The organism is Gordonia abscondita, assembly GCF_032711245.1.
In the GTDB taxonomy this organism is placed as follows: Bacteria; Actinomycetota; Actinomycetes; order Mycobacteriales; family Mycobacteriaceae; genus Gordonia.
Genome location: NZ_CP128986.1, coordinates 2,990,127 through 3,003,574 on the forward strand (window position 1 = coordinate 2,990,127; position 13,448 = coordinate 3,003,574).

Consider the following 13,448-nt stretch of genomic DNA (forward strand, 5'->3'; position numbering starts at 1 on the left):
TCTACCGTCCACCGCCTCGACCGCGGAGCAGGTCGGTGACCCGGGCGGCCGCCAGACCGCCGGACACCAAGACCGGCGGAATACCGACACCGGGCACGGTCGCGCTGCCGGCCAGGACGAGATTCTCGCTCGTGCGCCACACGTTGGCCGTCCGCAACGGCCCGGTCTGCGATGCGGTGTGCGCCGCCGAGAACGGTGTGCCCGCAGGGAGTCCCGTGCGCGCCCACGTCTTCGGGTGGTCGACGCGGAGCACGCGCATCCCGTCGATCCCGTTATACCCGCGCGACGCGAGCGTCCCCAGGACCTCGTCGGTGTACGGCCAAGCGATTCGATCCCAGTCGAGCTCGGCCGAGTCGAGGTTCGGAGCCGGAGCCAGGACCGACACCGATTCGAGCCCGTCGGCGACGAATGTCGACGGGTCGCCGACCGCACCGCGGGTGATCAGGAACGAGCCGTCGGACATGAGGCGTCCGCGGCGCGCGGTGATCTCGGCGAACGTCTGCGACCACGCCGCACCGAAATCGACGGTGTGGTGGCCAGAGCGCCAGGTCGCCGTCGTCGCGTCGGGCAGCACGCCGTGCACGACGAGAGCACTAGGGGAGTATCGGAGCCGTCGCCGCGGCCGTTCCCCGGTCAGTCGGGCGACGCCGTCCCGTTCGAGCGTCGCGACGACAGCGTCGACCTCCACGACGTCGTCGTCGGTGCCGACTGCAGTGACTCGTCCGCGCGTATCGCGTCTGATCGATGTGACTGGCGTCCGATAGACGATCTCGACGCCGCTGTCGACGAGTGCGTCGGCGAGGACTCGCCCGACACGCCCCATGCCACCCGCGGGCGCCGACACGCCGCGGCCGATGTCCATATCCGCGATGATCGCGTAGATCGCCCGCGCCCGATGCGGCGGGACGCCAGCGTACAGGGCTTGAAAAGTGAACGCGCGCTGCAAGCGTTCGTCGGCGACGTGCCGAGCGACGGCGCCGGCGAGCCCACCGAGCGTGCGCAGGCCGACGAGTCGGGCCGCGGCCCGCCGCGTGTGAGCGTCGGTCAGACCGGCGAGGCCGTCGTAGTTGCGATCGATGAACGTGTCGAACTCGGCGTCGTAGACACGGCGAAGCCACCGCAGCAGGTCGGCGACACCGTCGGCCGCCTGCGCCCCGAAAACCGACTCGACCTCAGGCGGTATCTCCGCCGCGTCGTGGGGGATCGACAGCGACGCGCCGTCCGCGTAATTCATCACGTAGCTCGGATCCACCGGCGTGAGCGCGAGACGGCGATACGCGTCGTCCTCGCCGACGCCGAGCGTCCCCAATACGTCGACGAACAGTGACGGCATGGTGAGAACGGTTGCGCCCGTGTCGAATCGGTGACCGTCGACGGTCTCGGTGCGGACGAGTCCACCGGGGGAGTCCAACGCCTCGAACACGGTGACGTCCACACCGGTCGCGCGCAGGTGTGCGGCGGCGGCGAGACCGGAGAGCCCCGCGCCGATCACCGCCACGTGGGGCACGCGTGAGCCCATCACCGGCTCCGGACCGTGATGCGATGCGCGAGCGCGCGCAGGTCGGCGCGCGCCGACTCGTCGCAGTCCAGCCGCTCGATCCGCGCCAACCCCGCATCCCGGCGCTCGGTGATCTGGCGCTCAGTGTCGGCGACCGCGCCGGAGTCGACGAGGACTCTGCGAGCCACGGCTAGCTCGGTCTCGTCGAGTTCCCGTCCGATGCTTGCACGTAGTACGGCGGCCGCATCGTCGTCCGCACGCTGCAGGGCGACGGACAGGAGCGCGGTTCGCTTGCCCGCGACCAAGTCGTCACCAGACGGTTTGCCCGTCTGCTCCGGATCACCGAACACGCCGAGTAGATCGTCGCGCAGCTGGAACGCGATGCCGAGGTCGATGCCGATCCCGTGGAGCTCACTGCGTAGAGCGGCGTCGCCTCCGCCAAGCGTCGCACCGAGCTCCAGCGGCCGCGCGACCGTATACGCGGCCGTCTTGTAGGTCATGACGCGTTCGGCCGCCACCGCCGACTCGTCGCCCGACGCCTCATTCGTGATGTCGAGGAACTGGCCCGCCAGAACCTCGGTCCGCATCTGCGACCAGACGGCGGACGCCGCGAACGGCATCGGCCGCGGCGGTTCGCGCTGAGCGGTGTCGGCGACGGGCCGCACCCCGTGGAACAGGTCGTCCGCCCACGCCAGCGCCAGATCGCCGATCAGAATGGCAGCGGAGGCGCCGTAATGCTCGGCGTCGTGATCCCAGTCCCGTGCCCGGTGCAACCTCTCGAAACGGCGATGCACGGTCGGCCTGCCACGTCGAGTGTCCGATCGGTCGAGGATGTCGTCGTGGACTAGCGCACACGCCTGGATCAATTCGATGGCCGCGCAAACTCGTAGCGTCTCAGCAAGCACCTCCGGAGTTTCACTCATCGTGATTTTATCTCCGGCGCAGAGTCGTCCGGCGTAGACGAACACTGGCCGGATGCGCTTGCCTCCGGTCATCACGAAGTCGCGCAGTGCGCGGCCGCCGTCACCGACCGTGGGATAGATCGACTCCAGGATCGGCCCCGTGGCCTGGAAGAACTCATCCAGGACCGCATCGACTGCGGCGGGCACATCGGTCAGATTCAGCACGCGGTCAGCCTACCGGGGCCCGATCGCGTGACTGCTCGCACGGCTGCGGCGTGCGGCACGACGTCACGGGAGACAGCCGGGGCAGCCGACATGGACGCGTCCGTATGATCGGGGCGTGAGTGAAGCAACTACGCCTGTCCCCGCGCGCGCCAGCGGCCAATCGGTCGTCGAAGCGATCGCGGCGCACCGTAGCGGACCAGTGCCGTTCTCCGTCGAGTTCTTTCCGCCCCGCGACGCCGACGCCGAAGCCCGGCTGTGGCGCGCCGTGCGGATCTTCGAGCGCATGAACCCGGCCTTCGTCTCGATGACTTACGGAGCGGGCGGCTCGACCCGTGACCGTACCGTCCGCATCGCAGGTGAGCTAGCCACCGAGACCACGTTGCTGACCATCGCCCACCTGACTGCCGTCAACCACAGTGTCGATGAACTGCGCGCCCTGGTCGGCGCGTACGCGGACAAAGGGATCGTCAACCTCCTCGCGCTGCGCGGCGACCCACCCGGCGACCCGCTCGGCGAGTGGACCGCGCACCCAGAGGGTGTTGAGTACGCGTCCGAACTGGTTGACCTGATCGGCGGTCTCGGCGACTTCCACACCGGCGTCGCATCGTTCCCCGAAGGTCATCATCGGGCGCCCGACCTGGACGCTGACACCGAGAACCTCGTCCGAAAGCTCCGCGCGGGAGCCGAGTACTCGGTGACGCAGGTCTTCTTCGACGTCGAAGACTATCTGCGTCTTCGCGACCGCGTCGTCGCCGCAGATCCTGAGCAGGGCGCCAAGCCGATCATTCCCGGCCTCATGCCGATCACCTCGCTCGCGGGGGCGCGCCGGATGACCGAACTGTCAGGCAGCCGGATTCCCGACAACGTCGAGGAACGTCTCGTGCGCGCGGCGGGCGACGGCCCGGACGAGAATCGGGAAGCCGTCCGTGCTGTGGGCATCGACTTGTGCACCGAGACGTCGGAACGGTTGATCGCCGAGGGGGCGCCGTGCCTGCACTTCTGCAGTCTCAATTTCGCCAAGGCCACCAGCGAGGTCCTCGACCGGATCGGCGTAGACACCAGAGGCGCATTCACTCCCGTGTGACCGCACCGCACATCGAGTGAGCGCGTGTGACCGCACCGCACATCGAGTGAGCGCGCCGCGCCGCACATCGAGTGAGCGCGCCGCGCTACGGCTTCTCGGGGTCGGTCTCGTCCTTGGATACCTTGTCGGCCACCTTCTGCAACGGTGTGGGCAACGGCTTGGACTTGAGAATGCGGCCGGGGCGCGGACTGTTGTCACGGTTCTTGTAGGCGGCGACGGCGATGAATGCGATCACGGCGGCGCACAGCAACAGCATGAACCAGGTCCAACTCGGGACGGCCGCAGTCGCCGGGTCGGCGTACTTCGCGTCGGCGTTGAACTCCGTTGCCTGGCCGGGCTCGGGCAGCCAGGTGACCGTCGAGTCACCGGTCTGCTGACCGTTCGTCGCGACGACCGGCCCGGCGAAATCGACTGTAATGGCGATGTACGACGTCTTCGCGTCGAGTTCGGCGAACGCGGTCGACCCGCGCAGACGCACGAAGTCTCCGCTGCGCGTGACCTTCATGTCGACGGTCGCGGTCGGATCGGGGAGCGCACCCGCGATGATGGCGCCGAGTTGCCCGAACTGGCCGGTCGACAGATGGTCGAACGAGAGTTGGGCCCCGGTCTTGCCGTCCGCGGTCGGCCCGGTCTTCGCCTCGCCCGCCTCGTCGTCGGTGTCGTCGGCGCCGGACGTCTTGGTCGGCGCGGGGGCCGTGTCCTTCGACGGGAAGTCGGCAGCCCACACTTGTCCGCTCAGTGAGGCGGGAATGTCAAAGGCCGGGGTCGTCGGACCCGAGTCCGGACTGGTCACGACGATGACTCGGCCGGAGAACTGATCGCCGACCGTCGTCGACTTGGTCAGGCAGCCCGACAGTAGAGGCACCAGCGCGAGCAGTGCGACGACAGCGAGTATCCGGATGCGGCGCAGTGACTTCACGGTGTCATCGTGCCAGAGGGTCGCGCCGATCAGCGTCGCGACACGGGTCGGCGGGGCCGGTCAAAGGGAGTTCTCGACCGAGAAACGCGAACGGGCGCGGATCGCCGACGAACGAGAAGTGGCGCAGGACGTCGGTGAATCCGAGCCGCCGGTACAGCGACCACGCACGGTTCTCCTCGTACGGGACCTCCGGCGTCGACAGTAGAACCGTCGACTCGCGACGGTCGGCGAGCAGCGCGGTCAGGAGGCGTTCGCCGACGCCGCGACCCTGCGCTATCGGGTGGACGTGCAGTTCGGTGAGTTCGAAGTAGTCGTCGGTGATCGAGGCGATCTCGTCGATGGTCCGGCCAGTGCGGCGCAGACCGGAACGTAATTGCTGATTCCACCACTGGTCGCGTGCGCCGCGGTAACCGTATGCGACGCCGACCAAGACCTCCCGATCCATACCGATGAGGCCGTCGACACGCAATCGGCCGACCGCGGGCCGGAGAGCGTCGACGGCCGAAACTCGAGTGACAGCGCCGACCGCGAACCAGCCGGGCCGCACGAAGTGGTCGCGCCACAGTGGCGCCCGATGTTGCTCGGTGCTGCGTGGATAGTTCATCGCTGTCACGTAGGTGTGTACCGCGGGGTCGAGCCACAGGTCGGCGTCTGCGGGGTCGAGGGCCACGATCGTGAACGGGGACGGTGAGGTCTGCGATGGCGATGCCATATGCGTGCCCCCTCCCTTGTCCGGGCGTGAATGTCCGGTCGTCGCGCGATCGCGCACCGCCGGCGCGCGAGAATCCTTCGCGAAGACATTAGCGTGCGGAAATGTCGGACCCTCGTGGGAGTCTCTACTCAAACGGGCCCGAGACGGGCCGATCCGAAGAGGTGGGTGAGGCGAGATGGCACAGACCGTGCGGTCGCAGTCGAAGCAGATCGTCGACGAACGCGTCGTGATGCGCAGCCGGGAACTCCTCGAACGCGCCGAGGCGTTGTTCGACGACGCGTCGGCGATCGCCGACGACGGCGCCGAGCGTTTCCGTGTGTTCTATCTGGCGGCGATCCGGGCGGCAGGCGCAGTGCTGGCCGTGCACGAGCCGCCGGGCCCTGTTCGGCGTCGCCGTGACGCGCGGGACGCATGGAGTCGAATCCATGCCGTGGCTCCCGAGGCACACGACCTCGCCGAGTACTTTGGCGGACTGTCGGGCATGCGCGCCAAAGTGGAAGCCGGACTCATTCGGACGGTCGATTCGACCCTCTGCGCGCGTGTGGAACGCCGCGCGATGGAGTTTCTCGATGTGGCAGATGCCACGCTGTTGGCGTATGAACAGGGGAAGATCGGACATCGACGCCGCCCGTCAGCCAGGGAAGGTGGTCGTTCGGCCGATCTGCTCGTATCATGAGACCTAACTGGGCATTGACAAGATGACGCCCGGACGACCAGCGAGGGAGGGATGGTGCCGCTTTCCGAGCACGAGCAGCGGATGCTCGATGAAATTGAAAGCGCGCTGTACGCCGAGGATCCGAAGTTCGCCTCGAGCGTTACTAAACAGCGCGTGGGCCGTCCGACAGCGCGACGTCGTCTTATCGCATCGCTCGGATTCCTCATCGGACTCGCCATGTTGGTCGGCGGACTGATGATCGACTTCGACATCGGCGGGCTCAAGATACTGAGCTTCATTGGATTCCTCGTCATGTTCGGCGCAGCTGCGTTCGGACTACTAGCTCCGAAACATCACGCCACGCCAGAGGCTGGCGGACGGCCCGAGGGCCGCAGTGGATCGAAGTCGAGTCATGGCGGGAAGTCGTCGTTCAGCGAGCGGATGGAGTCGCGCTTCCAGCGCCGCTTCGATCAGGACGACAACTGACAACCTGACCGCAAACAACTAGCACGACCTGATATCGGGGTCGCACCTTCCTCACGAGGGTGCGGCCTGTCTCTTATCCACCTCAAAAAAAAAACCGTCTTCCGCTCTCCAAACTCCCCCCATCTTCTATTCCCGTTGGCAACGCGCAACAAGCGCGCGACACGACTGAGAAAGCTGAGAATCCCTCGAATGTAATTGTTGCTGACCTGGTCTTATATCCCTTGGTGGTGGGAAAGTGGGGAGCGAGGGGTGGAAAGTGGTGGAAAGTGGGGTAGTGTGGGCATCACTGGGCGAGGGGGATACCGGAACCACCAAGCTCGGGACAGGGTGAGGAGGTGTCGACATGGCTCGTTTCGTCGGCACGTACACGCCCAAACTTGATGACAAAGGGCGACTCACGTTGCCTGCGAAATTTCGGGACGCACTGTCAGGAGGGGTCATGGTCACGAGAAGCCAGGATCACAGCCTGTCGGTGTATCGAGCCGAAGAGTTCGACTCCATCGCGGACAAAGCCGTGTTGGCTTCGCGCAACGATCCTGAAGCGCGAGCGTTCCTCCGGTACTTCTTCGCAGGCGCCGACGAACAGCGACTCGACGGGCAGGGGCGAGTGAGTCTCTCGAGTGAGCATCGCGGATACGCGTCGCTCACGAAGGAATGTGTGGTGATCGGCTCGTACGACCACCTCGAGATCTGGGACGCGCAGAAGTGGCGCGAGTACCAGGCGGCACACGAGGAAACGTTCTCGAGTGCTGGTTCGGCCGCTCTGGACTCGATCCTCTAGGCGACGCGGACCACCGGAGAAGAAATTCGACGAACTGAACACGATATGACGACACCTGCGGTGAGATGAGGCCTCGGCCCGATCGACCCTGACGTACTTCCCCAACGCCAGGTGCGCTCGGGCGGGGACCCCGCCTCACCGCAGCGTCGTATCCGCCAGAAGTACACGGCCACGGCGAACGCAGGGGAGGAAACGGTGCACGAACGTCAGCACGGCGAACACGGTCACGTGCCGGTGATGGCCGAGCGGATGTTCCGACTCCTGGAGCCGGCGCTCACTCGCTCGACCGACGACGCGGCCGGAAGCGTACTCGTCGACGGGACCCTCGGAGCGGGGGGTCACACCGAGTACTTCTTGAGCAGGCTGCCCGGACTGACCATCCACGCGATCGACCGCGACACTTCGGCGATCGACATCGCCCGGGAACGACTCGCGTCGTTCGGCGACCGGCTGGTGTGCCACCACGCGCGCTACGACGAGATCGGCGCCGTCGCGGCGGACGCCGGGTTGGCTTCAGTCGACGGAATACTCCTTGATCTCGGCGTGTCTTCGATGCAACTCGATCGGACCGACCGCGGGTTCGCATACTCGGTCGACGCTCCACTGGACATGCGGATGAACGCCGACGACGACGTGACCGCGGCCGACATCTTGAACACCTACGACCACGGAGCTCTCGCCCGGGTCCTCAGCGAATATGGCGAAGAGCGGTTCGCAGGGAAGATCGCGTCGGCGGTCCTGCGCGAGCGGGCGAGCGAACCATTCACCACGTCCGGGCGACTGGTGGAACTGCTGTACGCGACGATCCCGGCGGCGACTCGCCGAACTGGTGGACACCCCGCCAAGCGCACATTCCAAGCGCTGCGGATCGAGGTGAACCGCGAACTCGAATCGTTGCGCAGCGTGATTCCGGCGTCCCTCGACCTGTTGGCGGTCGGCGGACGACTCGCCGTGATGAGCTACCAGTCGCTCGAGGACCGGATAGTCAAGCGCGACTTCGCGAAAGTCGTCCGCAACACCACCCCCGCCGGGTTGCCGGTGGACCTACCGGGCACGGCCGCCCGGTTCGCGCTCGTCACACGCGGCGCAGAACAGGCCGATGAGGCAGAGCGAGAAGAGAATCCGAGGTCGGCTCCGGTGCGTATCCGGGCGATCGAGCGGGTAGCGACAGACGTCGGGGGACGTCAGTGAACGAAGGGGGAGCGCGATGAGCACAGTGATCGACGATCGCAAGAAGGGGCGTGGCGACCAGGCCGCGGGGCCCCGCGCACACGCGAGTACGACACGCCGGACCCGGGGCTCCGCGGCAACTGAACGCGCGACGAGGTCGAAGGCCGCCCAACGTGCACTCGACCGCCGCGAGCGTCGTCTGGCCCCCGAAGGCGCGGTCGCCGCCGTCACTCGGAAGCGGGTCGGCGGAATCCCGCTGGTCTTCCCCGTGCTGCTGCTCATCGTCGGCGCCCTCGGCCTGACCCTGTACTTGACGACGAAGTCCGCTCAAGACTCGTACGCCCTCGACGCCATGCGCAAACAGAACCAGACTCTCGAAGACAAGCGGGATGACCTCAAACGCCAGCACGACCTCGCCGACTCGGCGCCCGCCCTCGCCGCAAAGGCGGGCGAACTCGGCATGGTGCCAGCCGACGGCGCCGTCCAGATCGTCATTGGAGCCGACGGCAAGGCACGGAAGGTCGGTGCCGCGACCGCGTCGAACGGCGACCGTCTGCCCGATCTGAATCCGGCTCCGGACCCGGTAGACAAGATCGACCCGAAAGGCGTCGACGATTCTGAGGGGTTGAACGAATCCGGCGACACCGAGTCGGCCGCTGGGGCGACCACGGCGCCGGCACCTGCCACGACCCCGTCGACCAATCCGTCGACGCCGCCGACCTCGACGAACGGGCCACACCCCAATGTGCGCCCCGGACCGGACGGTCGTCGCCAAGTGGGCGCTCAGCAGACGAGCCAATTGGGCGTTCAGCAGACGAGCCAAGTGGGCGCTCAGCGGACGAATGTCACTCCGTCTGCGGACGCCACGCCGGAACGTAATGCTGAACCTGCGCGCTGACGCGGTGGAGAATCGACGACCATGACCCGATCTCGTTCCGTGCGCCCGCCGGTTCCCCGGCCGGGCGCTCGATCGACGGCTGGTGTCACCGAGTCTGGGCCCGACGACGATCGGATCGCTGAACTCGACACCGCGCCGTCCAAGCGCTTCATCGGCAGACAACGGATGATGTGGGTGATCGTTGCGTTGGCGTGCGTACTCGTCGCCGGCCGGATGGTTTATGTCCACGTGATCGCCGCGGACTCCATCTCGGCGCAGGCCGCACAGCAGCGGACGGTGACCGAGGTTTTGCCTGCCACCAGAGGTTCGATCGTTGACCGCAACGGTCAGTTGCTGGCGCACACCGATGATGCGCGCGCTTTGACATTCCTTCCCAAGTCGGTCCGCAAGTCGATCGCCGAGGAGCACGAGAAGGATCCGACACTTCCCGACGTCGACACGCGCCTCAAGGAGATCGCGACTGGCGTGTCGTCGGCCCTCGGTGGAAGCATCAGCGCCGAGGACCTCCTGGCGAAGCTGACCTCGGACAAAGACTTCGTGTACCTGGCCCGGTCGATCACGCCCGAGATCGCGAGCGGAATCATGGAGGACTTCCCGGAAGTCGGCGCCGACCCGCAGAGCATCCGTGTGTATCCCGGTGAATCCCTCGCGGCGAACATCGTCGGCGACGTCAACTACGACGGTAACGGTGCCGAAGGCCTCGAATCGTCGATGGAGTCGGTACTCGCAGGCACCGACGGAACCGAGACCTTCGACCAGGGTGCAGACGGAGCCGTCATCCCCGGTAGCAGCCGCAACGTGCATCCGGCGGTCGACGGGGAAGCCGTCCGTCTCACCATCGACGCCGATGTGCAGTGGTTCGTGCAGACCCAGGTCAACATGGCCAAGAAAGCTTCGGGCGCCAACAATGTGTCTGCAGTGGTCCTCGACAGCCACACCGGCGAGGTCGTGGCGATGGCCAACGACAACACCTTCAACCCGGCGGTACCCGCGAACGAACAGGCGGACGCCGACCGCGGCAACCGATCGGTCACCTCGCCGTTCGAACCTGGATCCGTCAACAAAGTCGTGACCGCGTCCGCAGCCATCGAATACGGGGTCACCAACCCCGACGAAGTCCTGCAGGTGCCCGGCTCGATCCGGATGTCCGGCGTCACTGTGAACGATGCGTGGGTGCACGGCACCGCGCCGTTCACGACCACTGGCATCTTTGGTAAGTCGTCGAACGTCGGGACGCTGATGTTGGCGCAGCGGGTCGGCGAACGGCGATTCGCCGACATGCTCGGCAAGTTCGGTCTGGGCGCCATGACCGGCGTTGGGCTGCCAGGTGAGAGCCCGGGCGCGGTCCCCGCCCTGAGCCAGTGGTCCGGCGGCTCGTTCGCGAACCTGCCGATCGGCCAGGGCCTGTCGATGACTCTGCTGCAGATGACGTCGATGTATCAGGCGATCGCCAACGACGGCGTCCGGATTACACCCCGGATCATCGCCGGCGGCGACAAGCCCGAATCGGTACGGGTGGTGTCACCGACCACCGCGACCACCGTGCGCGACATGTTCCGGGCCGTGATGCAGGGCGACGACGGAGGTCCGCAACAGGGCACCGGCGCGTCCGGCGCGATCGCCGGCTACCAGACGTCGGGAAAGACCGGTACCGCCCAGCAAGTCGACCCCAAATGCAATTGCTATTCGCGGTCGAGTTACAACATCACGTTCGCCGGTATCCTGCCCGCGGACAATCCTCGGTACGTGGTCGGCATCATGATGGACAATCCTGTTCGCAGCTCGGACGGCACGGGTGGGCAGAATGCCGCACCGTTGTTCGGCACGATCGGCAAGTGGCTCTTGCAACACGAGCGTGTGCCGTACTCGGCGGAGCCGGCTCCGCGCTTACGTCTGCAGTCCTGACCGCACCGGTCACGGTAGATTCATCATTCGACACCTGGCGGGCAGACGGGTGCGGCGGCGACCGCGCCGCCGCACCGAGAGGCCGCCGAGACGAGAGGGGTAGCGCAGTGGACGCAGACCACGGTTCGCGCACGGTTCGACCGCGGACGATCGAGCCGGTGGACATCGCAGAACTCGCGCAACGCTCAGGTGCGGTCGTCGACGGAGTCGCTGACGGCGTGAACGTCACCGGTGCCACCCTGCGGGCGCAGAGCTGTGCCCCCGGCGACTTGTTCGCCGCCATGCCCGGCCGTCAGCGGCACGGAGCCGAGTTCGTCGAGCAGGCAGTCGACGCCGGTGCCGTCGCCGTGCTCACCGACGACACGGGGCTTGCGATTGTCCGGGCCGCCGGTCGCGCCGCGAGCCTGCCCGTCCTCGTTCACCGGGATCCGCGGTCGGTGCTCGGGTCGCTCTCGTCGCGGGTTTACGGCGACCCGTCGTCGTCGCTCACTCTCATCGGCATCACCGGCACGTCGGGCAAGACTACGACGTCGTACCTCGCGGAAGCCGCGCTGCGTGCGACCGGCGCGAGCGTCGGCATCGTCGGGACAACTGGGTCGCGGCTCGACGGGGAGCCGATTCCGAGTGAGTTGACCACGCCGGAGGCTCCTGACCTCCAGCGCCTGCTGGCCGTGATGCGTGAGCGCGGAGCGGACGCCGTCGTGATGGAGGTGTCCAGTCACGCGTTGTCGCTCGGCCGCGTGGACGGCTGTCGGTTCGCCGTCGGGGCGTTCACGAACCTGTCGCAGGATCACCTCGACTACCACAAGACGATGAACGAGTACTTCACCGCGAAGGCGCGTCTGTTCGCCGCCGACTCCAGTGTGCGCGCGGAGCGGGCAGTGATCTGCGTCGACGACGAGTGGGGAGCGCAGATGGCTGCGGTCGCCGCCGCAGGTGGACGCCCCGTCGTGACCGTCTCCACCAGCGGAGGCAGTGACACCGGGGACACCGGCGGGTGGCGAGTCGTGGAGACCGCGCAGTCGGGACAGGGGAGCCAGCGGGTGCGCGCGGTGGACTCGACAGGCACCGAACACGACCTGCTCGTCCCGTTGCCGGGCGCGTACAACGTCGCGAACGCACTCCTCGCCGTCGCGGCAGTCGCCGAGTCGGGCGCCGATGTCGGCCAGGCGATCGACGGGCTGGCGCAGGTGAGCGTGCCGGGGCGAGTCGAGAAGATTGAGCGTGGTCAGGGCTTTCTCGCGGTGGTCGACTACGCGCACAAGCCAGCCGCGGTGGATGCCGTCCTCGCCACTCTCGCCGCGCAGTCGTCCGGGCGGATCGGTGTGGTCCTCGGAGCGGGCGGTGACCGCGACACGGAAAAGCGTCCGCTGATGGGGGAGGCCGCTGCGCGTGGCGCGGACCTCGTGATCGTCACCGACGACAATCCGCGCAGCGAAGATCCCGCCGCGATCCGGGCCGCGGTCATCGCGGGCGCGGACCAGACGCCCGGCGGCGACCGTCGGGCCATCGACGTCCGCGAGATCGGTGACCGTCGCGCGGCGATCACCGCCGCCGTCGAGTGGGCCGAACCCGGCGACGTCGTCCTGGTGGCTGGCAAAGGGCACGAGACCGGTCAGGAGATCGCGGGCGTGAAATATCCGTTCGACGACCGCCTTGTGCTCGCCGACGCGCTGGAGCGGCGGGCCGCATCGTCGGCCGAACCGTTGCACGTAGTGATCGCCGACTCGGGCGCCGACGTAGCCGACGTCAAACGACTCCTGCGCGAGATGGTCGCGGTCGCGGCCGAATCCGGGGCCGGGAGTCAGCATCGCGGGACAGCCGGACCTGTGCGGCGTACCTGGGCCGTGTTCGGTGAACTCCCGGACAGGGAGGGGCTCGACGACAACGCGCGAGCGGTCGCGCACGACGGGCTCGGCCGACAAGCGGTGCGGGTAGCCGTCGACAAGATCATCGCGGTCGGACAGACGCGCATCGTCCGCGCGTTGCACCAGGGCGCGGTCATGGAAGGCTCGTGGGGCGACGAAGCGGCCTTCGTAGCGACCGCGGACGCGGCTGTCGAGCACATGCGGACCGAGCCCGGCTATGCGCCCGGACCGGGCGACGTCGCCGTCATCGCCGGTCCCGACGACCTCGCGCCCGCTCTCCTCGACTACTGGAGGAACGGCGCCGGACTGCAGGTCAGGATCGTAGACCTGTGATCTCAGACGCGC

General features: G+C 67.3%; 12 protein-coding genes. 8 read left to right on the forward strand and 4 right to left on the reverse strand.

Annotated features, from left to right (window positions below; translation table 11 throughout):
* Position 1: 1 nt before the first annotated feature.
* Positions 2-1,519 carry a phytoene desaturase family protein gene (crtI, locus tag MP11Mi_RS14115; RefSeq protein ID WP_420039528.1) on the reverse strand — a complete coding sequence of 506 codons (1,518 nt, stop codon included), beginning with the start codon at positions 1,517-1,519 and terminating at the stop codon, positions 2-4.
* The gene (locus MP11Mi_RS14120; RefSeq protein WP_420039529.1) at positions 1,519-2,625 is read right to left on the reverse strand and encodes a polyprenyl synthetase family protein; all 1,107 of its coding nucleotides are present in this window, start codon (positions 2,623-2,625) and stop codon (positions 1,519-1,521) included. Before MP11Mi_RS14120 ends, crtI begins: the two co-directional genes overlap by 1 nt.
* A 115-nt stretch (positions 2,626-2,740) precedes the next feature.
* Between MP11Mi_RS14120 and MP11Mi_RS14125 the strand changes: the two genes are divergently transcribed.
* Positions 2,741-3,709, forward strand: a complete 969-nt coding sequence (locus MP11Mi_RS14125; RefSeq protein ID WP_420039530.1) for a methylenetetrahydrofolate reductase — start codon at positions 2,741-2,743, stop codon at positions 3,707-3,709.
* Positions 3,710-3,794: 85 nt separating this feature from the next.
* Here the strand turns inward: MP11Mi_RS14125 and MP11Mi_RS14130 are convergent, their stop codons facing one another.
* A complete protein-coding gene (locus tag MP11Mi_RS14130) occupies positions 3,795-4,628 on the reverse strand; it encodes an LppM family (lipo)protein (RefSeq protein ID WP_420039531.1) in 834 nt (277 codons plus the stop codon).
* Between the two features lie 4 nt (positions 4,629-4,632).
* Positions 4,633-5,340, reverse strand: a complete 708-nt coding sequence (locus MP11Mi_RS14135) for a GNAT family N-acetyltransferase (RefSeq protein WP_420039532.1) — start codon at positions 5,338-5,340, stop codon at positions 4,633-4,635.
* A gap of 175 nt (positions 5,341-5,515) precedes the next feature.
* Between MP11Mi_RS14135 and MP11Mi_RS14140 the strand changes: the two genes are divergently transcribed.
* From MP11Mi_RS14140 to MP11Mi_RS14170, 7 genes are all read left to right on the forward strand, one after another.
* The gene (locus tag MP11Mi_RS14140; RefSeq protein ID WP_420039533.1) at positions 5,516-6,016 is read left to right on the forward strand and encodes an SAV_6107 family HEPN domain-containing protein; all 501 of its coding nucleotides are present in this window, start codon (positions 5,516-5,518) and stop codon (positions 6,014-6,016) included.
* Between the two features lie 54 nt (positions 6,017-6,070).
* A complete protein-coding gene (locus MP11Mi_RS14145) occupies positions 6,071-6,481 on the forward strand; it encodes a DUF3040 domain-containing protein (RefSeq protein WP_420042109.1) in 411 nt (136 codons plus the stop codon).
* A 343-nt stretch (positions 6,482-6,824) separates the two neighbouring features.
* The gene (gene mraZ, locus MP11Mi_RS14150) at positions 6,825-7,262 is read left to right on the forward strand and encodes a division/cell wall cluster transcriptional repressor MraZ (protein WP_420039534.1); all 438 of its coding nucleotides are present in this window, start codon (positions 6,825-6,827) and stop codon (positions 7,260-7,262) included.
* A 195-nt stretch (positions 7,263-7,457) separates the two neighbouring features.
* Positions 7,458-8,453 (forward strand): 16S rRNA (cytosine(1402)-N(4))-methyltransferase RsmH, encoded by a 996-nt coding sequence (rsmH, locus tag MP11Mi_RS14155; protein ID WP_420039535.1) that lies wholly within the window; start codon positions 7,458-7,460, stop codon positions 8,451-8,453.
* 16 nt (positions 8,454-8,469) lie between these two features.
* A complete protein-coding gene (locus MP11Mi_RS14160; RefSeq protein ID WP_420039536.1) occupies positions 8,470-9,330 on the forward strand; it encodes a hypothetical protein in 861 nt (286 codons plus the stop codon).
* Positions 9,331-9,351: 21 nt separating this feature from the next.
* Positions 9,352-11,235, forward strand: a complete 1,884-nt coding sequence (locus MP11Mi_RS14165; RefSeq protein ID WP_420712795.1) for a peptidoglycan D,D-transpeptidase FtsI family protein — start codon at positions 9,352-9,354, stop codon at positions 11,233-11,235.
* 107 nt (positions 11,236-11,342) lie between these two features.
* Positions 11,343-13,436, forward strand: a complete 2,094-nt coding sequence (locus tag MP11Mi_RS14170) for a UDP-N-acetylmuramoyl-L-alanyl-D-glutamate--2,6-diaminopimelate ligase (protein WP_420712796.1) — start codon at positions 11,343-11,345, stop codon at positions 13,434-13,436.
* The last annotated feature ends 12 nt before the right edge of the window (positions 13,437-13,448 follow it).

What these genes read in the sequence shown, in the direction of transcription:
- MP11Mi_RS14160 (WP_420039536.1), top strand. Translation starts at nt 8,470, where the DNA reads ATGAGCACAGTGATCGACGATCGCAAGAAGGGGCGTGGCGACCAGGCC.
- mraZ (WP_420039534.1), top strand. Translation starts at nt 6,825, where the DNA reads ATGGCTCGTTTCGTCGGCACGTACACGCCCAAACTTGATGACAAAGGG.
- MP11Mi_RS14140 (WP_420039533.1), top strand. Translation starts at nt 5,516, where the DNA reads ATGGCACAGACCGTGCGGTCGCAGTCGAAGCAGATCGTCGACGAACGC.
- MP11Mi_RS14135 (WP_420039532.1), bottom strand. Translation starts at nt 5,340, where the DNA reads ATGGCATCGCCATCGCAGACCTCACCGTCCCCGTTCACGATCGTGGCC.
- crtI (WP_420039528.1), bottom strand. Translation starts at nt 1,519, where the DNA reads ATGGGCTCACGCGTGCCCCACGTGGCGGTGATCGGCGCGGGGCTCTCC.
- MP11Mi_RS14165 (WP_420712795.1), top strand. Translation starts at nt 9,352, where the DNA reads ATGACCCGATCTCGTTCCGTGCGCCCGCCGGTTCCCCGGCCGGGCGCT.